General features: G+C 41.2%; 22 protein-coding genes and 1 pseudogene. 12 read left to right on the top strand and 11 right to left on the bottom strand.

What is annotated here, in order from left to right; genetic code table 11:
• Nucleotide 1 precedes the first annotated feature (1 nt).
• Complete coding sequence (locus E0H77_RS03455) at nt 2-721, bottom strand: dienelactone hydrolase family protein (protein ID WP_165491488.1); 720 nt, start codon at nt 719-721, stop codon at nt 2-4.
• Between the two features lie 309 nt (nt 722-1,030).
• On the opposite strand from E0H77_RS03455, the gene E0H77_RS03450 reads away from it, so the two are divergent.
• The 5 genes from E0H77_RS03450 (at nt 1,031) to E0H77_RS03430 (ending at nt 6,469) form a co-directional block, all read left to right on the top strand.
• Nucleotides 1,031-1,636, top strand: a complete 606-nt coding sequence (locus E0H77_RS03450; protein WP_131375025.1) for an IMPACT family protein — start codon at nt 1,031-1,033, stop codon at nt 1,634-1,636.
• The gene (locus E0H77_RS03445) at nt 1,626-2,243 is read left to right on the top strand and encodes an acyltransferase (RefSeq protein WP_131375024.1); all 618 of its coding nucleotides are present in this window, start codon (nt 1,626-1,628) and stop codon (nt 2,241-2,243) included. Before E0H77_RS03450 ends, E0H77_RS03445 begins: the two co-directional genes overlap by 11 nt.
• 507 nt (nt 2,244-2,750) lie before the next feature.
• Entirely contained in the window at nt 2,751-4,400 is a 1,650-nt protein-coding gene (locus E0H77_RS03440) for a phosphoethanolamine transferase (RefSeq protein ID WP_171478304.1), read from the top strand.
• A gap of 1 nt (nt 4,401) precedes the next feature.
• Entirely contained in the window at nt 4,402-5,082 is a 681-nt protein-coding gene (locus tag E0H77_RS03435) for a response regulator transcription factor (protein WP_131375022.1), read from the top strand.
• 112 nt (nt 5,083-5,194) lie between these two features.
• Nucleotides 5,195-6,469 (top strand): sensor histidine kinase, encoded by a 1,275-nt coding sequence (locus tag E0H77_RS03430; RefSeq protein ID WP_131375020.1) that lies wholly within the window; start codon nt 5,195-5,197, stop codon nt 6,467-6,469.
• Here the strand turns inward: E0H77_RS03430 and E0H77_RS13730 are convergent.
• Together E0H77_RS13730 and E0H77_RS03425 are read right to left on the bottom strand one after the other, a co-directional pair.
• Nucleotides 6,432-6,596 carry a hypothetical protein gene (locus tag E0H77_RS13730; RefSeq protein WP_165491486.1) on the bottom strand — a complete coding sequence of 55 codons (165 nt, stop codon included), beginning with the start codon at nt 6,594-6,596 and terminating at the stop codon, nt 6,432-6,434. The two genes, E0H77_RS03430 and E0H77_RS13730, sit on opposite strands and share 38 nt — an antisense overlap.
• 23 nt (nt 6,597-6,619) lie before the next feature.
• Entirely contained in the window at nt 6,620-7,066 is a 447-nt protein-coding gene (locus E0H77_RS03425) for a hypothetical protein (RefSeq protein WP_131375018.1), read from the bottom strand.
• A 382-nt stretch (nt 7,067-7,448) separates the two neighbouring features.
• Between E0H77_RS03425 and E0H77_RS03420 the strand changes: the two genes are divergently transcribed.
• The 6 genes from E0H77_RS03420 (at nt 7,449) to E0H77_RS03395 (ending at nt 17,611) form a co-directional block, all read left to right on the top strand.
• A complete protein-coding gene (locus tag E0H77_RS03420) occupies nt 7,449-8,597 on the top strand; it encodes a glycerate kinase (RefSeq protein ID WP_131375016.1) in 1,149 nt (382 codons plus the stop codon).
• Nucleotides 8,598-8,856: 259 nt separating this feature from the next.
• Entirely contained in the window at nt 8,857-9,831 is a 975-nt protein-coding gene (locus E0H77_RS03415; RefSeq protein ID WP_131375014.1) for an HlyD family secretion protein, read from the top strand.
• Nucleotides 9,832-9,846: 15 nt separating this feature from the next.
• Nucleotides 9,847-12,633 carry a ribosome-associated ATPase/putative transporter RbbA gene (gene rbbA / locus E0H77_RS03410; RefSeq protein ID WP_131375012.1) on the top strand — a complete coding sequence of 929 codons (2,787 nt, stop codon included), beginning with the start codon at nt 9,847-9,849 and terminating at the stop codon, nt 12,631-12,633.
• Between the two features lie 2 nt (nt 12,634-12,635).
• Nucleotides 12,636-13,760, top strand: a complete 1,125-nt coding sequence (locus E0H77_RS03405; protein ID WP_131375010.1) for an ABC transporter permease — start codon at nt 12,636-12,638, stop codon at nt 13,758-13,760.
• Between the two features lie 19 nt (nt 13,761-13,779).
• Nucleotides 13,780-15,252, top strand: coding sequence for a TolC family protein (locus E0H77_RS03400; RefSeq protein ID WP_131375008.1), 1,473 nt, complete (start codon nt 13,780-13,782; stop codon nt 15,250-15,252).
• A gap of 511 nt (nt 15,253-15,763) precedes the next feature.
• Nucleotides 15,764-17,611: an autotransporter domain-containing protein gene (locus tag E0H77_RS03395; RefSeq protein ID WP_131375006.1), complete on the top strand. Its 1,848-nt coding sequence runs from the start codon at nt 15,764-15,766 to the stop codon at nt 17,609-17,611.
• 59 nt (nt 17,612-17,670) lie between these two features.
• Here E0H77_RS03395 and E0H77_RS03390 read toward each other — a convergent pair whose 3' ends face one another.
• The 8 genes and pseudogenes from E0H77_RS03390 to rbsK all read right to left on the bottom strand — a co-directional run bounded on the left by E0H77_RS03390 (nt 17,671) and on the right by rbsK (nt 23,030).
• On the bottom strand, nt 17,671-19,122 hold the full coding sequence (locus tag E0H77_RS03390; protein WP_131375004.1) for a hypothetical protein: 1,452 nt from the start codon (nt 19,120-19,122) through the stop codon (nt 17,671-17,673).
• Between the two features lie 12 nt (nt 19,123-19,134).
• Complete coding sequence (locus E0H77_RS03385; RefSeq protein WP_131375002.1) at nt 19,135-19,824, bottom strand: prepilin-type N-terminal cleavage/methylation domain-containing protein; 690 nt, start codon at nt 19,822-19,824, stop codon at nt 19,135-19,137.
• Nucleotides 19,825-19,834: 10 nt separating this feature from the next.
• Nucleotides 19,835-20,206 carry a type IV pilus modification PilV family protein gene (locus E0H77_RS03380; protein WP_131375000.1) on the bottom strand — a complete coding sequence of 124 codons (372 nt, stop codon included), beginning with the start codon at nt 20,204-20,206 and terminating at the stop codon, nt 19,835-19,837.
• Nucleotides 20,207-20,212: 6 nt separating this feature from the next.
• Nucleotides 20,213-20,686: a pilus assembly FimT family protein gene (locus tag E0H77_RS03375; protein ID WP_131313270.1), complete on the bottom strand. Its 474-nt coding sequence runs from the start codon at nt 20,684-20,686 to the stop codon at nt 20,213-20,215.
• A complete protein-coding gene (locus E0H77_RS03370) occupies nt 20,680-21,057 on the bottom strand; it encodes a type IV pilin protein (RefSeq protein ID WP_416240503.1) in 378 nt (125 codons plus the stop codon). Before E0H77_RS03370 ends, E0H77_RS03375 begins: the two co-directional genes overlap by 7 nt.
• Nucleotides 21,042-21,099: pseudogene (locus E0H77_RS14025) on the bottom strand (hypothetical protein); the annotation flags it as partial. The gene E0H77_RS03370 and the pseudogene E0H77_RS14025, both read right to left, overlap by 16 nt.
• 296 nt (nt 21,100-21,395) lie before the next feature.
• On the bottom strand, nt 21,396-21,881 hold the full coding sequence (locus E0H77_RS03365; protein ID WP_131374996.1) for an Lrp/AsnC family transcriptional regulator: 486 nt from the start codon (nt 21,879-21,881) through the stop codon (nt 21,396-21,398).
• Nucleotides 21,882-22,088: 207 nt separating this feature from the next.
• Nucleotides 22,089-23,030 (bottom strand): ribokinase, encoded by a 942-nt coding sequence (gene rbsK, locus E0H77_RS03360; protein ID WP_131374994.1) that lies wholly within the window; start codon nt 23,028-23,030, stop codon nt 22,089-22,091.
• A 162-nt stretch (nt 23,031-23,192) separates the two neighbouring features.
• On the opposite strand from rbsK, the gene E0H77_RS03355 reads away from it, so the two are divergent.
• Complete coding sequence (locus tag E0H77_RS03355; protein WP_131374993.1) at nt 23,193-24,179, top strand: ion transporter; 987 nt, start codon at nt 23,193-23,195, stop codon at nt 24,177-24,179.
• Nucleotides 24,180-24,358 lie beyond the last annotated feature (179 nt).

The raw sequence follows: 24,358 nt of genomic DNA, 5'->3' as shown, positions 1-24,358 counted from the left end.
GTTATTGGAAAACATCTTCTAAAAGTTCATACATGCTTTGGAAGGCACGTTTTGATGATTTTTCGTTATATTGTTTGATGCCTGCTTCATTGGCAGTTTTTTCTGTAAAAGAATGATAAGTTTGGCCATAACTGATCAATTGCCAATCTAACTCAGTTTCTTTCATTTCTTCACTAAATTCTTGCAACTGTTCACGTGGAACGAGCGGATCGCAAGCGCCGTCTAGAACTAAAACAGAACCTTTAAACTGCTGCATGCGATATAAGCCTGATGAGTCAAGTGAGCCATGGAACGAAATCGCAGCTTGAATTTCCGCACCACTACGCGCGTATTCCAGTACATTATGCCCGCCTAAACAAAAACCAAAGGCTGCTATATGCTGTGGGTCAAGCTTACAGTAAGTTTGTTGCAATAGTGCTTGATGTGCTGCTGCTAATAAACCTACTTCATGTTCGGTATTTTTAATGTGTGATACCCATTCACCTGCCTGAGTGGCATCTTTAGGGCGGCGATTTTTACCATATAAATCCAGTAAAAATACACAATAGCCTTGTGCTGCGACTTCGTTTGCGATGTCGATATCGCTGGGCTTGATTCCCATCCAGTTGGGTGCCATCAGTAATCCTGCCGAAGGCTGAATATACGGTGTTGGGTAAACCAGATAACCTTTTAGTTGTTGATTTTGATACTGATATTCAATGGCTTGAGTATATATACTCACAGTTTGGATCCTGTTATACAAATCATTGGATTATTGCACCATTTGTTTAATTTAACTTTAAAGTTATAGTTTTTTATGACAAATTTTTTTAAAAATACAAGTTATGAAAGAAATTCATATTTTTACAATTTAAGGCCATATACAAGATCTGACCAAGATATAAATGGGTACTAAATTGGTGTGATGGGCGAGGCTGTCAATATTCCCTAATTTGAGGTGATTTTCTCATGCAAAATCATAAAAGCTCTTTTGATTATGTGCTCAGACCTTTTATGATATGCCTCCAGATTTTTAGATTGATTCAGGGTTATGCCTTTTACCATTGCAACATCGGTGAGTTTTGAAGAAGAGATCAAAAAAAGCCGTTTTCAGGCATTTGCGACTCCTGTCGAAACTGAACAGGATGTCAAAGATTTCTTGGCGTTATATAAAGACACCAGCACCACCCACCAATGTTGGGCATGGAAAATCGGTCATCAAGTCCGCTTTAATGATGATGGTGAACCATCAGGTACGGCTGGGCGTCCTATTTTAGCGACCATCGAAGGCAATGAGTTGACGAATGTTCTGGTGTTGGTCAATCGTTGGTATGGTGGTATTAAATTAGGCATAGGTGGTTTAGTTCGTGCTTATGGTGGTTGCGCAGGTCAATGTTTATTACTGGCTGAAAAAATTGAGTTAATTGAAAAGAAGCAGGTTTCTTTCTCGTGCTTATTTAATGAATGGGCAATCTTTCAATACGAAATGCAACAGCAAGGCATTGAGTTTCAAGAAGACTATACAGCCGAAGGTGTTACAGTTTTGGCTAAGTTGCAGATTCATCAAATCGAAGCCCTTGCTAAAAAAATTCAGGATGTTACCCGTGGGCGCGAACAACTACACATCTTAGATGAGGAATTGCCAGATGCAGGTTGATGATCCATTATTGAAATATCGTGAACAGCATAAACAGCGCCTAAATTATATGCCTTGGTTATATTGGACTTTAAAACCAAAGCATCGGTTATGGGCGGAGCAATGGCAACAAGAGTACCAAGCCTATCTCATGGAAATGGAAACTGTTGAAATTGGTCAAAACTGTTTTATTTCACCTTTAGCGCATATTTTTGCTGAGCGTGGGCGAAAAATTACGATTGGTGATAATACCTTTATTGCAGCAGATAGTACGTTACATGGACCGCTTACGATTGGTAATGAAGTTGCGATCAACCATCATTGTATTTTGGATGGTGGACGGGCAGGAATTACCTTAGGCGATCAAGCACGCCTCGCAGCGTATTGCCATTTGTATGCTTTCGATCATGGTATGGATTTGGCAGAACCGATTTATCAGCAGCCTGTACGTTCTCAAGGTATTCAGGTTGGACGTGATGTTTGGCTTGGTGCGCATGTGGGTGTGAAAGACGGTGTACAAATCGAGGATCATGTCATTGTTGGGATGAACAGCATGGTCACGAAACATGTTGCAAGCAAACAGGTGGTTGCAGGTAATCCTGCGAAGTTCATTCGTTTCCGTAAATAAGCTCACTCTCAATTTAGTTAGCCGACCTTGGTGAAACTTGTTCTTGATAGCACTGAATTGAAAGATATTTTGAGAGTTAGAACATTGAATATTTTTAATTCGCTCTGTATTTAATTTTAAATTTTTTGATATGTTCGGTAATGTATAGGTTCACCGAATAATATCTTGGATATGATGTTTTTTTAATTTTAGTTTGTATTGTGGATGAAATACAAAAGAGCATTTAAATGCTTCATGACATGATTTTATTGTGTTTTTAATTTCAAATGCCTAAAAAATAAACTATTTATTGTAATAAAAATGAAATATGTTTTTTGAACAAGGTTCATTCTAAAACATTATAAAATAACGTTTTTCTCTGTAATAAATACGCTTTGAATTAAGATTTAAAACTACATAACTTTACATTTTAGTGTAAGTTGTTGATTTTAATTGTAAGTATTTGTAAGAAGCTCTTAAGGTTCGCAAGGTCTAATTGCCGATCTTCTATCGACAATGATCTTTATTATGCTGACGTTTATTTCAAAAAATAAAATCAGCCTGTCATTAGCAGTGTTTAATGGTTTGGTTGCATGTTGGTTGGCTGGATTTACTAACTTCAGTTTTTATCGCAATATTTCCCAACTCAGCTCATATCAGGGAATAAGTAATTATTTATTTATTTTTGTGACATTTGTATTAATTGGGAGTTTTTATTTCTTTGTGTTGCAGTTGTTGAACTGGCGTAAAATGGCAAAGGCCCTAAGCATTGTACTGATTATTCTGACAGGTATGACTTCATATTTTGTCAATCAGCTTGGTGTGGATGTTAGCACTTCACAAATTGAAAATGTGGCACAAACTGATTTGCATGAAACTTTAGATTTGTTGTCTTTTCCATTTTTATTGTGGTGTTTGGCAACAATTGTATTGCCAATGATTGTTGTGTATTTTATCCAGATTCGTCAGGATTCTTTTAAAAAAGTCGTCATGACCAAGCTTACAAGTTTAGTCATCGCCTTAGCCGTCATGGGTGGCGGGCTTTTTTCATTTTATAGTCAGTACGCTCCGATTTTCCGTGAACACCGTCAGCTCAAGGCACAAATTTCACCATTGAATGTGTTATCAAGCGGTACGAGTTATATCAGCAAGCAGTTTAAGCACAGCGATAAAACATTGGTTCCATATGGGCTAGATGCACATGTTGTTGCTACGGCTGCACAAACTAAGCCTAAAATTTTAGTGCTTGTTGTAGGTGAAACAGCCCGTGCCCAAAATTTCAGTTTAAATGGCTACAGTAAAAGAACCAATCCTGAGCTATCGAAACTCGATATTATTAATTTTACTAATGTTGAATCTTGTGGTACACAAACTTCAGTTGCAGTTCCGTGTATGTTCTCGGGTATGCCACGTAAAAATTATGACGATGGCTTAGCATCGCACCGCGAAGGGCTGCTCGATATTGCTCAGCGAGCAGGTTATCAGGTCACATGGATTGATAATAACTCAGGTTGTAAAGGTGTATGTGCCAGAATTAAACACTATATTTCACCTAAAGATGATCCGCGTTATCAAAAATGGTGTGAGAAGAATGAGTGTCGTGATGGCATCCTGATTGACGCGCTGAGTGATTATTTAAAAACTTTAGATGTTGAGCATTTGAAACAAAGCCAATTGATTGTCCTACATCAAATGGGGAGTCATGGGCCAGCTTATTACAAGCGTTACCCTGCTGAATTTAAAAAATTTACACCAACATGTGAAACCAATAACATTCAGAACTGTGACTATTCAGCCTTGCTGAATACTTATGATAATACGATTTTGTATACGGATCATATCTTGGCATCAACTATTGGGTTGCTTAAACAGCAGTCTGTGGCCAGTAGTATGCTGTATTTATCAGATCATGGTGAATCTACAGGGGAAAGTGAGTTATATTTACACGGTACGCCATATATGGTCGCACCAAAAGAACAAACGCATATTCCGATGTTATTCTGGTTTTCCTCACAATGGTCTGATCAAAGTAAGATTTATCAATGCTTGTCACAATATAAAGACAGTGCATGGAGTCAGGATAACCTGTTCCCAACAGTCTTGGGGCTGTTAAATATCCAGACTCAGGAACTTGATCCAAAATTAAATATGTTATCGAGCTGTAAAGGGCAAATTTAGCATGATTCGAGTGCTCTATATTGAAGATGATGTGATGATTGGTAAGAGTACTTACCAATTATTGCAACATGAAAAATTCCATGTGGACTGGGCACAAACAGGTTTACAGGCTCTAGATTTTCTATTTCGTAATGTTTATCACATTGCGTTACTGGATTTAGGCTTGCCTGAAATTGATGGCTTGGAAATTCTTAAGCATATACGCAAGAAAGCCGATCTAAACCGCATGGGTATTATTATTATTAGTGCCCGTGACCAGAGTAAGGATAAAATTCTGGGGTTAAAACTTGGTGCAGATGATTATCTGGTGAAACCGTATGACTTTGAAGAACTGGTGGCACGGATTGAATCGGTGCTGCGCCGTAGTCATTTTAGTGTAGATGAAGAAATCTGCTTTAAAGTTGGTAATATTCAACTTTTTCCAAATACCCATCGCGTGTTAAAAGCGGGTAAAACAGTAGAACTTTCCCAAAAAGAATGGGCAATTTTAGAACCAATGATGATGTACCCGAACCAGATTTTTTCCAAACAGGTACTTGAAGAAAAACTGTATGATTGGCAGACTGACATCAATAGCAACACGATTGAAGTGCATGTGCATAATCTGCGGCAAAAACTCGGCAAAAATTTGATTCGCACGGTACGCGGATTGGGCTACTGTATTGAAACACATACAAAATAATCTGCTTAAATGTGCTGCTTACGGGCGGTGCATTCAGCATTTTTATGGCAAACTTCCACTCAGCTCAAGGATGTCCTTGAGCGTTTGTATTTTTAGCATCCTATTGTTTTTTATGATTGGGATGTCTGCATATCAAATTTCTCTGCAAGAATCCGAAGAAGTGTTAGATCGGCAAATGCAGGAAATGGCAACTTTCCTTGATAAAAATAATATTTCCTATCGTACATCGACCTATGATAGGCGTCGACCTTATGATGAAACAGATCTGTTTATTGATATTGTCCCGAGGCAAGAGCTGCAAAATAGGGAAAGGCATCCAGATTATTTGGTGGGTTATGCCAGTGAACCGTATTTTCAAAAAATCCATTCTTCGCGTGGTGAATTAAAAATCTATGTGTTGCCATTGCCTGACAGGCAGATCCAGATTAGCCAATTTGTGAAAGTAAGGCGGCATCTTGCCAAGCAATTGGCATTTACAATGCTGATTCCCTATGTGCTATTTATGCCATTTGCAATTTATGGTTTTTATCAACTGATTCGGCGTCATCTTAAACCACTTGATGAACTCAAACAGACTTTTGCACTGCGTGATTATTCGGATTTGTCTGAAGTTCATATTGCACATTTACCTGCGGAAATTACGCCTGCAATTGATGAGCTGAATCACTTATTTCATCGGATTGAACAAGAGCAGCAACAGCAAAAAATGTTTATTGCCAATGCTGCACATGAACTACGTACGCCACTGACGGCTATTCGTTTGCAAGTTTCCTTGTTGAGTAAGACCGCAAAAGATACCCAAGTGTATGCTGAAACTTTGCAGGATTTAGAGCAGAGCTTAAAGCGTATGTCACATTTGGTTGAGCAGCTTATGAGCATGGCGCATCAGGATGTACAAGAAAAACAGACATTGCAGCCTGTGAATATGCTCGATTGTGTCCGCCGTTGTGTCGGACAACTGCTGGCTAGTGCGGATAGAAGGCAGATTAAAATTCAGGTGCAGGTTCAGGATGAGCAGATGCCCATCTATGTTATTGCTTTGTCTACTGCACTCGAAACGATTATGCTCAATTTGCTTGATAATGCAATCAAGTATAATCCAGAGCGAGGTAAGATACTGTTAAATATAAGTTTTGATGCTAAACATGTGTATGTTGATATTCATGATGACGGAGAGGGGATTGATCCAAGTCAGTATGAGAATGCCATGCAGCGTTTTGTACGTTTGGAGAAAACTCAGCATCAAGCGATGGGCAGTGGTTTGGGGTTGTCGATTGTGCAGACTGCACTTGAGCAGATTCATGCAGAAATGCATTTTCAGCCTTCTGCATATTTGAATGGATTGCAGGTTAGTTTGAAGTTTTTGAGATGGACGAGTCAGTCATAGCCACAGCAACATGAAAATAATGTGCCTGAATGCTATAAATGACAAGGTCAATCGCCCATGTCCACCACAGTGTCCAAAGGTTATGACTGAGGAAGTGCGCACCGCGCAGCATTTGTACGCCGCTCATTATCGCGCCGAAAAGTAACCCGATCACCAATAAAATATACGTGCCATTTTGGGGTGTGACTGGCGATGTGCAAAATATAGTGCAATCAGCGCAAAACCTGCTGAGGCATGACCACCAGGAAAGCATTTCCCTAAACCTACAATATGTTTGCTCCAAGTCACTGTTTGATGCTGGATTTCGACCATATTCCATGGGCAAGCGTGTTCGGACTGGGATTTGAGTAAACCGATTGTGCTGGTACTCAATATCATTGCAATTAATACATAGGCACATAAGCTGCGGTAAGCACGCCATTTTTCTTGCCAGTATCCTGCGATGAGAACATACAAGTGCCCAAATGCAATCAACCAGACGATTTGTTTGAGTCCATCATGCCCTAGATGGATTAACCACCAATTGTCTCTTAAATAATAATGTCCTTGTGCATCAACCCACGGTAGGCTGAGCGCTTGATCTAATGCGCCTTTCACTGGAAAAAAACAGTAGAGGATTGCTGCTGCAATGATTAGTAGCGCAAGATTTTTTTTCTCAAATTGAGAAAAAGTTGAAGCAAACCATTTCAATAGAAATTAACCATAAATTTAATTGATTCATTAAGTTATGTAAAAAACTTAAGTATATCTGATGAAAGCTTAAGAGATGTAATCCCGTATAAACAACAGGCGTGGATCAGCCTATTTTATTTCTGTTGTGTTGCACTGAAATATATTTCAATTTTGCTCAGGGAGAAAAACAGAGAAGTTTATAAACAATCATGAAAGAGGTCTATCTAAATAAAAATTAAAATCAGCGTGACCTGTAACTTTAAATCACTTAGATTTTAACAATATATTGAGATCATAAGAGAATAAAATGCCAAAAACCTTTGTACTTGCCCCAGACTCCTTTAAAGAAAGTATGACTGCACAGCAGGCTTGCCAAGCGATGCAAAGGGGCATTATCAAAATTTTTCCTGATGCGCATTTTATTCATGTTCCGATGGCAGATGGTGGGGAAGGTACGGTAGATGCTTTGCTGTTGGCATGTGGTGGACAACGTGTTGAGGTAACAGTGTCAGGTTCTTTACCTGAACAGAAAGTAGCAACCTATTTTGCGTTGATTGATCAGGGGAAAACCGCTGTGATTGAAATGGCAAAAGCCAATGGACTAGATTTACTGCCTGTTGAATTACGTAACCCATTGCTGACGAGCACTTTAGGCACGGGAGAAATGATTCGTGCTGCGCTAGACTATCAGGTTGAAAAAATAATTATTGGGCTTGGAGGGAGTGCAACCAATGACGCTGGTGCAGGCATGGCTCAGGCACTCGGTGTACGTTTTTATGATGCCCAAGAACAAGAGCTGCCTATAGGATTGGCAGGTGGGCAGTTGCAGCAGATTCAACGGATTGACCTGACTGAGCTAGACCCACGCTTACAGCATACTCAAATCTGGATCGCCAGTGATGTAACGAATCCTTTAACGGGTATAAACGGAGCTTCAGCTGTATTTGCCTCACAAAAAGGCGCAGACGCAGATATGGTGCAACAGCTTGATGCCAACTTGCAGTATTTTGTCGAGAAAATTAGACAGTGCTGCCAAATTCAGGTTGTTAATGTTGCAGGAGCGGGCGCGGCAGGTGGTCTGGCAGCGGGGCTCATGGCATTTACAGGTGCAAACTTACATTCAGGCGTTGATTTGGTTATTGAGCAAACCCAGTTGGCGAAACATATTGCACAGGCAGATTATGTCTTTACAGGTGAAGGTGGTATTGATTTTCAAACCAAATTTGGTAAAACACCACTCGGTGTAGCCAAAGTGACTCACCAGTTCAAGAAGCCATTATTTGCCTGTGCAGGCTATGTCGGTGAGGGGATTGATGAACTGTATCATGAAGGATTTACTGCAATTTTTGGTATTTTAGATCGTTGTTGTGATTTGACAACTGCTTGTCAGCATGGGCAGGAGAACCTTGAACGTACCTGTGAGAATATTGCTCGAATTTTAAAAAATTATAATTAAAATCAAATAAATAATCTTTAAGATTAAAAGTAATTCGGTTGTAATTAATATATGACCTAAGAGTTACAGATTCATTTTCATGTATTGAATTGATGCGGTAGAAATAGATGGCCTAAAAATGACGGTAGATGATGATCTTGACGTTGACTATCTTATCCTTATCAATTTTACTGATTTAATATTGCCCAATAGAGGGGCTAAACTCGGCATTATTACAAATATTTATAAATTTAAATGATTTAACAATGGGTGACAAATCATGCTGAAAAAGGTGCTGGTTGTTGTCGTGATCGCTGCTCTGATTGGTGTTGCTGTTTGGGTGAATTATAAGAGTAAAAATCATCTTCCTGAGGGTTTTGCCACTTCAAATGGTCGCTTGGAACTACAGCGTCTGGATGTTGCAACATTATATGCTGGGCGAGTCAAACAACTTATGGTCAATGAAGGTGACAGCGTGCAGCAAAATGCAGTCTTGGCGCAGCTTTCTTCCGAACAAAGTAATAGTCAGGTGATGGCCGCGCAGGCAGGTAAAGATCGTGCGAAGGAAACGGTTAGTCGTGCTGATGCTGAAATTAGTGCACGCCGTCAACAGGAAAAAGTAGCCAAGCTGGACTTAGATAATACTCGCCAATTATATCAACAAGCTTTGGTGTCTAAAGCTGAGTTAGACCGTCGTCAGGCAGCGTATGAAGCTGAGCTTGCGGCAGTCAAAGCTGCTCAAGCTGCGAAAGCCGAGGCTGTTGCCACCGTGGGGCAGGCTCAGGCACAGATCCAATCTGCCGATTCGACCCATGAAGATATGCTGATTCGGGCGCCAAAAGCAGGACGTGTTGAATACCGTATTGCTGAGGTGGGTAATGTCCTCGCTGCAGGTAGCAAAGTAGTGACATTACTGGATCCGAGCGATGTCACCATGACCGTTTTTCTACCAACCAATACCGTGGGTAAACTCAAAGTAGGTGATGAAGCTCGTATTGTACTGGACGGGCTAGATGCTGTATTTCCTGCCAAAATCAAGTTTATTGCTGATCAGGCACAGTTCACACCCAAATATGTAGAAACTGCCGATGAGCGCGAGAAACTCATGTACAAAGTCAAACTCGCTATTCCGACAGAGATTGCTTTACGTTATAACCAGTTACTCAAAGGTGGCATGACGGGCAATGGTTATGTGCGGCTAGATCGGCAAAAGAACTGGGCACCGCAATGGGCAATTAAACTGCCTCAGCCATAACCCGAGGGCGCGCTAATGTCAGAACAACAAGCCACTGTCACTGTAGAAAATGCTGTAGTGATGCAGGCGGTCACACATCGTTATGGTCAGGTACAAGCGCTCGATGTTGTAAGTTTAACGATTCCTAAAGGGGTTACAGTCGGTCTGATTGGCCCAGATGGTGTGGGAAAATCAACACTATTGAGTTTAATCGCTGGGATTAAAGTGATTCAGACGGGGAGCATACACGTTTTAGGCTGTGACCTGTCAAATAAAAAACAGCAGCGGGCACTTTCTCACAAAGTGGCATTTATGCCGCAGGGTTTGGGGCATAACCTTTATCCGACATTATCAGTGTATGAAAATGTCGATTTTCATGCACGACTGTTTGGTTTGCCGCGACAGGTGCGTCATGCGCATATTCAGCGCTTGCTGGAGGCAACAGGACTCGCACCATTTGCCGAGCGTGCTGCGGGAAAACTGTCTGGTGGCATGAAACAGAAGCTAAGCTTGTGCTGTGCGCTGGTACATCAGCCTGAATTGCTCATTTTAGATGAGCCAACCACAGGTGTTGATCCATTGTCCCGCCGCCAGTTCTGGAGTCTGGTGGATAGCTTGCGTAGCGAAAATCAGGGTATGACGGTACTGGTTTCAACAGCCTATATTGATGAAGCGGAGCGTTTTGAATATTTGCTGGCAATGGATGATGGCAAGTTGCTTGCCAGTGCCCCAACTCAAGCTGTGTTGCAACAAACTCAAAGTCAGACTTTGGAGCAAGCCTATATCAAGCTATTGCCTGATGATAAAAAAACCGATGAGCATGGTTTGCAACTGACGCCTTTTATTAAAGATGAAAACTCACCTCCAGCGATTGAGGCGGTCAACCTGACCAAAAGTTTCGGTGATTTTACTGCGGTCGATCATGTCAATTTCACCATTGAACGCGGTGAAATTTTTGGCTTTTTGGGTTCAAATGGTTGTGGCAAATCCACCACCATGAAAATGCTGACAGGGCTGCTTGAAGCTACCGAAGGCAGTGCTAAATTACTTGGAACACAAATTGAAACTTCCGATATGCAGACCCGCTTACGGGTCGGTTACATGTCACAGGCATTTTCTTTATATGAGGAGCTAACAGTCAGGCAAAATCTGGTCTTGCATGCGCAGCTTTATCGGATGCCTGAAGCCAAGATTGCTGCACGGGTCGATGCCGCTTTACAGGAATTTGACTTGGAGAGTATTGCGTCTACCAAGCCCAGTGAAATTTCTTTGGGAATGCGTCAGCGTTTGCAACTTGCGGCAGCCTGTTTACATCATCCTGAAGTGCTGATTTTAGATGAACCGACTTCAGGGGTTGACCCTGCAGCACGAGATATGTTCTGGCGACATTTATTGCGTTTGTCGCGTGATGACCGCATTACCATTTTTGTATCGACCCATTTTATGAATGAAGCCGCACGTTGTGATCGGATCTCCTTCATGCATCGTGGGCAAGTGCTGGCGGTTGGCTCACCTGAACAGTTGTGTCAACAGCAACAGACTTCAGATCTGGAAGAAGCTTTTATTGCCTATTTGCAAGAGGCTTCTCAGCAGGAACAAGCGGTTGCAGTCACAGCAGAACCTGTGGAAACCTCTCATGAATTTACAGATTTAAGTCATTTTGCAGCCTTTAATTCGGCGCAAGCACAAGGAATATTGTACTGGTTTGCAACGGTTTGGACATTTGCAGTCCGTGAAGGCAAAGAATTATTCCGTGACAAGATTCGCCTGTTTTTTGCCCTAATCGGCCCTGTAATTTTAATGATGGCAGCGGCTTATGGCGTATCGTTTGACGTAAAAAAAATCAAGTTTGCAGTACTGGATCGTGATCAGACCATTGAAAGTCGTGAGTTGATCCAAAACTTTTCCGCATCGAGCTATTTTAAGTTGACTCAATATCTGGACAGTAGTGATCAGATTGACTACTCATTGAAAAGTTCACAAGCACGTTTGGTGATTGATATTCCACCGCATTTTGGGCAGCAGTTAATGCGAGGAGAAAAGCCAGAAGTCGGTTTTTATATTGATGGGTCTTTACCTTTTATCGCTGAAAATATTAAAGGTTTTGTTTTAGGCATATTAACCAGCTACTTAAATGACCAGTTGCAGGAAAGGGGCTATTCACTCAATACTGCTGACTCCGTGCAGCTTCAGCCACGTTATGTCTATAATCAGGATTTTAAAAGTATTTATGCGATGGCTCCTGGCATGATCATGCTGGCAACCATGCTGATTCCTGTGATGATGACCGCGCTGGGTGTGGTGCGTGAACGGGAAATCGGTTCGATTACCAATTTGTATACTTCACCGGCATCGGTACGGCAGTTTTTGATTGGCAAGCAGTTGCCGTATATCGCTGTTGCCATGTGCAGTTATTTGATTTTGGTGTGGCTTGCGGTTGTGGTACTGCGTGTGCCTGTGCGGGGCAACTTTTTTGCGATGGCATTGGGTGCATTTGCCCTGATTTGTGCGGCAACCTCATTTGGGTTACTGATTTCCAGTTTCGTCAAATCTCAGGTTGCGGCAATCTTTGGTTCAGCGATTTTGTCGATGATTCCTGCACTGAATTTTTCGGGGTTATTTTACCCGTTGTCCACGCTGACAGGTGTCGGTTACTGGGTGGGATGGTGTTTCCCAACAGCATGGTTTCAGTTGATTAGCCTAGGTGGTTTTACCAAAGGGTTAAGTTTTCAGAGCTTTATAGGGTATTACCTGATTCTGTTTGGTTTTGGCGTGGTCTATGTGTTTTTGGCAGGGTTAGTGCTGAAAAAGCAGGAGGTATAACCATGCTACGTTGGCTTAAAAATGTCTGGATTCTCAGTCTAAAAGAACTCAAAAGCCTGTTTAATGATGTGATTTTACTGGGGCTGATTGTGGTGTTTTTGTCGGTTGCCGTATATACCGTGTCTAAAGGGATCACCACCGAAGTGCGTAACGCGTCTGTTGCCATTATTGATGAAGACCGTTCGCAATTGTCTTTTCGGATTCGGGATGCACTGCAAGCACCATATTTTAAACAACCTGTCAGTATTTCACCCGATCAGGTCGATCAGGCAATGGGCAAAAGTGATTATGTTTTTGTGATCACCATTCCTGCGAATTTTGAACGAGATGTTTCTGCAAACCGTGAAGTGTCCATACAAGTCCTGGCTGATGCGACTGCAGTGACACAAGCAGGTGTTGGAACGAATTATTTAAATCAGATCATACAAAATGAAGTCAATGCGTTTAAGCATCAGTCTCCTGCAGATATGTTGCCATTAACGCCAATGGTGCAGGTGTTTTTTAATCCCAATACTCAAACGCACTGGTATACAGGTGTGGCGCAAGTGTTGAACAATATTACTTTACTTGCCATGATTTTGGTGGGGGCAGCAGTCATTCGGGAAAAAGAACACGGTACCATTGAGCATTTACTGGTGATGCCTGTACATGCCAGTGAAATTGCCATGTCTAAAATTTTGACCAATGGTCTAGTGATTACCTTAGCAGCATTATTGTCTTTATGGCTGGTCGTGCATACGTTGCTGCAAGTCCCGATTAACGGCTCGATTGGTCTGTATGTTTTAGGTACAGCTATTTATTTATTTTCGGTCTCGTCTATGGGAATTTGTCTGGCGACAGTTGCGCCAACCATGCCTCAGTTTGGTTTGTTATGTTTGCCTATTTATATGGTGAGTCGTTTGCTATCTGGTTCTGAATCCCCGATCGAAAGCATGCCCGAGTGGATTCAGCAGGTTACCTTTTATTCGCCTGTGACGTTATATATGCAGTTTGGGCAAGAAGTGCTATTTCGTGATGCAGGTTTAGATATCGTGTGGAAAAAGTTACTGATTATGAGTGTAATCGGTGCAGCATTTTTACTGTTTGCGCTTAAGCGCTTTCGTTCCATGTTGACGAGTCAGGGATAAGGTTGTGGAGAATAATAAAATGCAAAAATCGCTCTTGGTAATTGCCATGGGGAGTATATTGCTCGCTGCATGCAGCCCATTGCAAGTCAAACTTGAGTCTAAAGTCGCTGTGCCTCTACAGTTTGAACAAGTTGCGGCGACTCCCGATGCAACCGATGTCTCACAGTGGTGGCTAACATGGCATGATCCTGTACTGACACAGTTGATTCAGCAAGGTCTGCAAAATAATCACGATTTGACTGCTGCACGGGCAAACTTGCAGGCGGCACGTGCCAATGCAGCGTTGGCATTGGCTGATCTGGGGCCAACGGCTGGATTATCTGCAGGGGTAGATGGTCATCATGCCCAAGTGCATAACCCACTCAGTCCACAAACCCGCAAGATGCTATCGGGTGTAGGGGCTTCTAGTTTAAACCGTGATGATTTGAATGTTACAGGGCACAGTGAACATGCCAGCTTTGCTGCAAGTTGGGAACCTGACATTTTTGGTGGAAAACGTAGCGATGCCGATGCCGCCAGATACGCCAGTATGGCGGTAACCCAGCAGTGGTATGCTGTGCAGATGTTATTTGCTAGTGATATTGCTGACAATTATTTTAAAATGCGAAGCCTGCAAAAGCGTATGCAGATTGGGCAAAATACCCTTGCTAGCTTGACAGAACTTCGCCGTTATATTGACGGGCGTTTTAAAGCAGGACAAGTCACCGATTATGATGTGCGTGATGTTGAAATTAAACGGGAAAGCTTAAAAGCTCAGTTGGCAACCTTGCAGGCACAGGCAGATATCTATCAGCGTAATCTGGCTGTGTTGACAGGGCAGTCGCTACAACAGTTCCATGTGCCAGCATCGGTGGATATTTTAAATCATATTCCTGCATTACCCAGTGGTGAAACACCGTTATCCGTGTTGAATCGCCGTCCTGATGTACGTCAGCAATATGCCCTGATTCAGGCATCCAGCGCGCAACTTGCCAGTGCCAAAGCTGACTTATTGCCACGTTTTAACATTCAGTTTATTGGGCAAACTGGACAGCTACGTTTAGATAGCAGCACACCTGAACTGAAAGGTTTTGGCGGTTTGATCAGTGCAGGTGTCAGCTTGCCGATTTTTACTTCAGGACGTATTCAACGCAACATAGAAGTACATGATGCCGAAGCTCAAGCAGCGTTAGCACATTATGATCAACTGGTATTGAAGTCTTTGGCAGAAGTCGATAGCGCCTATCAGTTACAAAGCAGTTTAACTCAGCAAAATCGGTATTTGGCGCAAGCATCGCAGCAAGCCAATGTTCAAATTAGCAAGTCCAGCCAGTTGTTTAAATTCGGCAATATTACACTTGATAAAGTTCTGTTAGCACGCATCAATGCACAAGATATACAGGATCGCTTGGTACAGGCACGCTTGGCTGAAGCTGAAAATATGCTGAATGTCTATAAAACGCTGGGTGGTGGCTGGCAGGCAGAACAAACTTCAGCTCAGAAAAATCAATAGGGGTTTATCCAGTTTTGTAAGTCATCTGAAATCAGGACAAAAAGATCAATCAGCCAAATAAGTGGATTGATAAAACGAGTGTGTTCGTATGGCTTGGAAAGTAGGTGACTTACATTAGTCAAATTAGGCAACGCCATTTACAGTGTTGAACCAATACGATGTTTGAAAGCTTAGATTCATCAATATGGCAAAATAAGATTAGAAAAGCCAGTAGATCGCTGACGGTTGTTGTAAGCAGTTTAAACCTTATTTATTCCCAAATAATACAATTTAATTTGATGGAATTAAGATGTAAGTGATTGTTTTAATTTGTTAAATACAAATAAGATCAGAGTGGTTTTAGTTGGCGCGCTTGAATTTGATTTGATGTTACATTTGACTGACTGCTCATACTATAAAAAACGATAAATAGACTAAAAAGAACACATTTAAATATGTTATACATTAATGCATTGCAAAAGCATGATGCTGGCAATTTTAAAAACAAAAATATCATTCAGAGGATAGGGCAATGCGGATAAGGAAATTATTATGGCTTGCCACCACAAGCCTGATGTGGCTTGGGGTAACACAAGCACAAGCAACCAGTTTTAACAATGTTGTGATTTTGGGAGATAGTCTTAGTGATGGGGGAAATATCGCATTGTCAAGCTCGAATCCACAAGCTCGTTTTACGACTAACCCAGGGTTAACAGCTGCAGAACTTGTGGCGGAAGGTGTAGGTACCACCACATCACCTTCATGGTTAGGTGGAAGTAACTATGCTTGGGGTGGTGCAGGCGTTGTTAATAGTTTGGATCCTGGTATTCCGACGTTACAGCAGCAGTTATTGCAGTACCTAGGTTCAACGGGTGGAACAGCCAATCCGAATACTTTATATGAAGTGTGGGGTGGAGCTAATGATATTTTTGGTTTACTTGGGACACCGAGTATTACTCAAGCTCAATTGATTACAGGAACAACAACAGCAGCTAATACCGAATTAAACTTGTTGTCGTCGTTAAAACAGGCAGGCGCCAATTATGTCGTGGTGTATAACTTACCCAATATGGGGCTGACGCCTTCAGCGTTAGAGTCAGGTCCTACAGTTGCAGGCTATTTAACACAACTGGCACAGCTTTATAATTATAATTTAAGTAACGGTTTAGACAGTTTAAGTGCTTCAGGATTAAACATTGTGCCTGTCAATGTTTATGGATTACTCAATGAAGTGGTTGCCAACCCAGCCGCCTATGGCTTTAGTAATGTCACTAATGAAGCCTGTGGTGTGGGCTCATCATCTGTTGCATGTGGCCCTGCTGGCTCAGGGGCAGCTTATACTTATGCATCAGGAACCAATCAAAGCTATTTGTTTGCTGATGGAGTACACCCAACTACGGCAACCCATCGTTTACTGGCACAGGCAGTTTTGGCAGAGTTAGCTGCGCCTGGGCAAATGTCTTTATTATCAGAAGCTCCACTCGCGATTACAAAAGCTCAGTATCGTGCAGTGAAAAATGAAATGCTCACCGATGTAAATGGTGGTGAAACTCGGGTATTTTTTAATCTAGACTATAATCACCAGAAACTCAAAGCTTCAGACAGCTCACCCCAGTTAAATAGCAATAATGTCAATTTTACCTTTGGTTCAGACGCTCAGATTAATCCCGATTTTTCGGCTGGGGTTGCTATGAGTTTAAACCAGCAAAATGGTAATTTCTCTAACAGTCGGGGTGATTATAAATTATTTGATGTCAGTGGTTTGGGTTATGGTATTTATCATAAAGGCAATGGTTATATTGGTGGTTTTGCCAATGCAGGCAGCTTGCACTTTACCGACATTAAACGTCAGATTCAACTTGGTACGGCAGTGCGCACAGAAACTGCTGATGCTCAAGGCTACCATGTTGGTGGTGGGTTAGATGGAGGTTGGTGGCTAAACCTAAATGACTTAAAAACAGGGCCTTTTGTTCATTTAGAATGGCAAACTATCAAAGTAAATGATTTTGCTGAGCATGGTACGGACAGTACAGCAATGTGGTTTGGGAAACAACAGCGCGATTCGTTTGTCTCTACTGTGGGCTGGCGTTTAAAAGGCGACTGGATGTATCGAGATGTGAAAGTTTCGCCATTTGCTGAGGTTGCTTGGAATTACGATTCGCAAGCAAACAGTCATGGTGTTCGTGCAGGTTTAAACAGCATGGGCGGCAGTTTTGTACTTTCAGGTTATACACCAGACAAAAAATGGGGTAGTGCAAGTCTTGGTTTAACTACACAATACACGCCAAATCTTTCTGCATGGGCAAGTGCCAATGGTGAATTTTCAAATCATTCATCAGATAACCTTGGGGTAAATTTGGGGATGAAATATTCATTCTAATCGAATCTGTGAAATAAAAAGAGATCCTCAAATGAGGATCTCTTTTTTGTGCGCTTAGGTTACATGTATTTAATGAACCTTAAACCATTTGCATAAGTAACGGTTGGAATCACTGAAGAATTGGCTGCGGTACTTTGACTTAAGTCAAGTTTAATATTACCCGTCATGGTTGTAGTATCAGTCGTTCCTGCCATGACTAGATTTCCTGTAATATTAATACTACCCGATCCTGTAAATTTACCAGAAGCATTCCCTGTTCCCCCAGCACCATTGGATGCGATCAAATTACCATAGTAATTCAGAATAAGTTTGCTACTGTTGCCCGCATCAAGTGTTAAGGTTGAGTTTGTAAGAAAGAGAATATTTGCAATACCGCCAGCTCCTGTAAGTGAACTGGTGTTAAAAGTTGGAGACGTCGTACTATAATTGCAATATTGCGATGGAATAGTTGTGACACCAGTATTGGCATAAGCTCCACATACACGACCATCGCTTGTACTCCCTGTAGCGGAAGAATAATACCAATACGGTGCATAGTTATTTACAGTTTTCGTAGTATTTCCTGTCACTTGAGGTGCATTAACAGTAAGTGTGCCTGTAGTAATAATTGTATTTACGAGAGTTGAGTCAAGAACAAGTTGTATTGTTAGATTGTTATCAAACCATAATACTCCAATTGGAAGACTGGCAGGATCTGTTATTGACCAAGTTCCATCAGTATTTGGAGTAATAGGACATGTGATTGAGGTTTTACTCATCACTGTACCAGTGGATGTATAAAAGTTTAGTTTATAGCAACCTGATGAAGTAAACTGATAATTCGCATATTCTTTTAAATCTGATGCAGAAATATAGGTCATTGACTGATAGGTTGTGACAGTGAGACCTAAGGCTAGAAGTTGAGCTGCTGTATAGCTACTTGAACAGTTATTACTGGTACATATTTGTCCTGCACTTGTACCACCGACAGCGATAGAAATTGGATTACCGACATCCCCTGTAAATGTTGCATTCCCTCCAACAACAAGGCCACCAGCAAAAACTGATCCAGTCAGCGTGGTTGAACCTACAATGGATGCTTTTTGGTAAACAGTGCGTATGGTTGCAGACGCACCGCCACTACTGGCTGTGACATCAAAACAGTACTGGGTTACTGCGCCAGTTGGACAAGTTGCAGACTTGACATAGGTTGCAACAGTCGAGTTTGCTGTCCCTGTCAGTGTTCCATTTTTATCTGTGATTGTCCCACTTGTAATGGAGGAAATCTGAGTATCAGTTTTACTATATAAAAAATTAGATAGAGCTTTGACACCAATGGTACTTCTTTCTTCAGCTTGAGTTTGTGCATGTGAAGTAATTGCAGAGTCCTGCAAACCTCTTAAGGTAATAAAGACACCCAAGACGATAATAACGAGAGAAAGACCAATCAGCAAAACAAATAATAATGATGCAAAACCTTGCTGGTGGCGTACTTTTTGTTTTTGAGAAACAAGATTAACTTGATTGTTCATCACTTCCACCATTTATCTAAAGTTAAACAGGCAGGTTTGATTATTCACCTGATTTTGAGTCGTACCACTACCTGCATAAACATTTGCTGTGAGTACCACTGCGTATGCACCGCCATTGTTCAGTGAGTTGCTTACGCTATATGGATTACAGTTTGTTACCGTAATCACTTTTAAGCTCGCCATCGCAAGATTGGTATCGCTGACAGGAACAAGAATAGTCGGTGTTTCTGTAGTTGTGCTTGCAGGTAGTGCCAAACTACTACAGCTATAGCCCGCGCCATAATAAAATAACCCACTGCCAGTATGTGTAGTTGCAGTCGAACTTGTACTTACAGGGTTATCTTTATTGCTGATAATGAGTGCCTGACAGGTTGAAGTATCTGATTTCCACACCAAACTGCTTCCTGCAGTGCCGACAGCAACTTGTGCACCAGAACTATCGTAGGCGACAACTGTTGTTCCATAAGAGGATGTTGTGCTTGAGTTTGCACCATACCCAATCCCTTGCAAAATTTTATCTGCTGTTGCTAACCCAAACATGACACCACTATCGCTTTTTGCACCTGCTGATGAATCTCCTGCGACGTGCACAACAGATACATAGGCTCTTAAAATCGCCAGCGCAAGAACTGTAAAAATGAGCAATACAATTAAGACTTCGATCAGTGATAGCCCTTTTTGAGAAAACATTTTATTTTTCATAGTGATGTCCTCAAGGGCTAATGGTAATGGGGTTAGGAATCAAGCTGGTCGTTGTGCTGTCTGTAGATGACACCGAAATTGATGGTGATGTTACAGCGACATCAGATGCTGATAAACCATTCGCTGAAACTGTATAAGTTGCAGATGATGACGTACAAGGTGTAAGGGCAGTGGTACTGTTAATGCTGATACTTGATGACGACGTGCAGCCACCATTTTGTAAAATGTAACGCATTTTACTTACGGTGAGTAAATGGATATTCATGTCTCGTTGAGTGACATTTGCACGTGCTAAAAGATAAGCACTTCCTAGCCCGATCACCATGAGTAGAAGCATTGAAATGAGGACTTCTAATAAAGTGAAACCATTATTTTTTTTCATGATCAATCACCTTAAAACGCCAGTTACGCTTTGAGCTGAACTAGCAGAAATGGTATAGCTAGAACATGTATTGTCAATCGTCGTAGGGGTAGTGGAATTTAAAAATTGAACAGTATTGTTGAGTAAGATCTTTGAACTACACGCTGTTGGAAGCGTAATGCTCGTATCTTTATCAAATGAATCACTCCAAATCGTTGCACTACTACTATTGGTGATGGCGACTGTTTTGGCGGTATTATCAATAGTAATCGTTGCAACTGTTGGGTTAGTTGCATCACTTAAAACTTTATTGGGATTTCTCAATGCTTCTGTTCTTGCTTTATTAAAGGCTTGAGTCAAAACGGATTGTGCTTTTGACACATGCGCAGTTGCGATCCATGATCGCCCCAAAGGAGCGATTGAGGCAATAATAACGGCTACAAGAGCTAATGTGATGATTAACTCTATCAGCGTTATGCCTTTTTGATATAGCCCTACCATGATGTTAGCCCGCCACAGCCTTTACTTGTATCGGCAATAGTTTTGGTATTGGTATTGTTCAGTGTTAGGGTACATCCAGCATTGATCGTACCCGTTTTCCCAACAGCTTTAAGTGTGTAATACACGACAGGTGTGCCTGAACCTGTTGCACTTGCATTGAGGGTATAGGTGAAATTGGCACTCTCGGCAGGAGTCCAAGTGATTCCGTTATTGGTCGAAATGTAATTTTGTGCGTCCTGATCTGTGGCTGTTGTTGCAACATATTTAAGGTTGCGTTGGTAAAGATTTTCAACAACAAGACTTAAAGAAGTAAGGTCAGTCATTGCTGAACGAACATGAGATTTAATGACGTATTTATTGTAAAGTGGCATCGCAATTGCAGCTAAAATCGCAATGATGACGACGGTGATCATGAGTTCTAATAATGTAAAACCTGTTGTATGACGTTTCACTGCTGTTCCCCTATAACTTTAGCTTTTAGCTTATTATTAGAATTTTATCTCTATGTTGGGGGATGCAATAAACTTAGTCGATGAATGGATGAAAATCGGCGATGAAATGAAATTTTTTATAAAAACATGAACTTATTTTTATATAATTATGAGCAGCAATAAATGATGAATGTTCTTGATGAAAGAGGTTTCTGAAAAATGACTCATGACTTAGCTTATTTGAAATGAAAGTCTTGAGTCATCATTGGGGTTGGATATTAATCAATCAGCATGAGATCCGCTGTATTTTCCAGTTTTAAAGGGCGTAATGCAAAAATAGAACGTGTATGACGAATACCTTGAATCGAGTATAACTTTTTACGCAAGAACTTTTCATAATGTTCAGCATCTTTGACGGCAACTTTGACTAAATAATCATAATCACCTGTGACCAAATGCGCTTCGATGACTTCGGGAATATCTGCAAGTGCTTGGCTAAATTGTTCTAAAATTTCATCATCATGACGTTCTAGTGTAATTTCAATAAAAAACAACTCGTTAATACCAATGGCTTTGGGATTAATGTTGGCAGTATAGCCATCAATAATTTTAAGTGTTTCGAGTCTTTTTAAACGTGTCCAGCAGGGTGAAGATGACAGACCCACCTCTTCAGATAACTGGGCAACTGTTAAGCGTCCATTATGGCGTAAAGCCGATAAAATTTTCCGATCTATTTTATCTAATGTGTATTCTGTGCTGTTCATAAATTAAACTTTGGAAGAATTTTCTGAAAAATAAAAATATACTCCATTTTTATTTTGTTAAATCAAGAAAAAGCTAAAAAATCGGGAAACATTTGTCACTTATTCACTATAGACTTGATTTATAAGATCAAAGTCACTTGGGTAATGTCTTTGATTCTACAAATAGCACCTTTTCAGGAAGGGTGCCTCAAAAGGTGCTATTTGTTCTCAATCTTGCTCTTTGAGCTCTTCTAAAAATTCATCAATTTGTACACGCCAAGGAATAGACGGTTGCGCACCTGCATGGGTGACTGCGAGCGCCGCTGCCGCACTGGCAAAATAGCTGGCGTCAAATAAGTTCTGACCTTCAAGAAGTGCTGTCATTAAGGCACCATTAAAAGTATCGCCTGCACCTGTAGTATCAACAGCATGTACTTTAAATGCAGGGATATGTTGTCCCTGACCCTGTTGACTCAACCAAATGCCTTGTTCGCCTAGCGTGATAATCACCATACCAACGCCTTGCTGATGCAAATGCTGGGCGGCTTGTTCTGCGCTTAGGAGGTCATAGACCTGAATCCCTGTTAGTGCAGAGGCTTCAGTTTCATTGGGGGTAATCAGATCAATGTGTTGCAAAAAATCTTCAGGTAATGGCTGCGCTGGTGCAGGGTTAAGCACCACCATGCTATTGGCGGCTTTGGCAATCTTGACGGCATCAATTAAGCTTTCAAGAGGTGTTTCCAATTGTAGTAGAAGGGCATCGGTACAGCGAATTTTTTCAGCGTGTTGAGCAACATATTGCGGACTTAAACTTGCATTTGCCCCCGCGTAAATGCCAATGCAGTTTTCAGCTTGGTTGTTGACAAAGATAAGGGCAACACCCGTATTTTGTTTAGGAATCTGACAAACTGCTTCTATATTCATACCATCTTGGACAAACTGCGCCAAAATGTCTTGAGCAATCGCATCACTACCTAAGCACGCAAGAAATCGAGTGTTGGCACCACTACGACTTGCGGCAACAGCTTGATTTGCACCTTTGCCACCAAATGCCAGTTGGTAGTGGGTGCCAGTCACAGTTTCTCCAGCTTGTGGAAACTTCTGCACATTTAAAAGATGATCAACATTAATACTGCCCAGTACGACCAATTGTTTGTGATTGTTATTCATTTTTCTGCTCAACAGTAAAGCTATGAGAGTCAGCATAAAGGATTTTTAATTGAGGCAGAAGTAGCAAAAAATCAGATAAATAAGGTTAGAAGTTGCCGAAAAATTCCTCAAATTCTATAAGGAATTTGTTAATATCGATTTTTTCTTTTTCACGTCTCTGCCATGACAGCTTTAGACTATTATCGGCGCACACGTCGTTTTTGTTATGACGTGCTGCATAATACTGATTACGATACGCCTGCAAGCCGCTATTTCAACTATTTGCTGATTATAATGATCATTGCAAACGTTTCAGCGGTTTTGGTTGAATCAGTCGATCATGTTTATCAAGCACATGCGTTTTATTTTGATCGTTTTGAGCATATATCAATTGCAGTGTTCACAATTGAATATTTGCTGCGACTGTGGAGTGTAGTTGAAGAAGACCTTGAAATTCCAGCATGGAAGCAAAGATCTCGTTGGCTTTTAAGTGGAGCTGCTATTGTTGATTTTTTAGCAATTTTTCCTGCGTATCTCAACTTTTTTGTTCATATGGATTTGAGTTATTTACGAATCCTTCGGTTGTTACGACTGCTGAAATTGACTCGTTATTTTGTGTCATTACAAATTCTGTTGAATGTCATTGAGCGTGAGAAAGGTTCATTTCAGGCAGTCATTTTTATTTTAATCATTATGATTGTGCTGGCGGCAGGTGGAGTCTACGCTTTTGAACATAATGCACAGCCTGATGTTTTTGGCTCAATTCCACAAGCCATGTGGTGGGCAGTGGTGACATTAACCACGGTTGGCTATGGGGATGTAACGCCTGTCACCAATGCAGGCAAGATCCTCGGTTCAGTGATTATGGTTTTGGGGGTTGGTTTAGCCGCTTTACCCGCAGGTATTCTGGCAACAGGTTTAGCCAATGAACTCAATGTACGTAAGGAACGTCTTGAGCAAGAATTTCGGGAATTGATTATCGAAAAAGACTTGGATTTGGTCAATGATCAGACAGAAGTCGAAAAAATTGGGCGCGCTGTTGGACTGCGCAAGGAACAAATTCATGAAATTTTAGTGCAATTGATGCGTGAACAAGTGCTTGAAGAACAAGAGCGCGAATTAAAACATTATAAATATTGCCCACATTGTGGTGGAAAGTTGCATGATTAAGTAGAAGTTGATTTTTTGTGGTTTTATCATTTTGCAGGGTGAGGCATTTTAAATTTGTCAGGGTTTATTGCCAACACAGCAACAACTGATTTGTGAAGATATACTGCTCATAAAATACCGAGCCAAACTTAAACAGCAAACCATCCTTGCACATGGATTTTGGTCATATCCTACTTTTA

The sequence above is a fragment of the Acinetobacter brisouioides genome, from assembly GCF_004331075.1.
GTDB lineage: Bacteria > Pseudomonadota > Gammaproteobacteria > Pseudomonadales > Moraxellaceae > Acinetobacter.
Note: the sequence above shows the minus strand (reverse complement) of the source record. Positions and strands in the feature narration are given on the sequence as shown.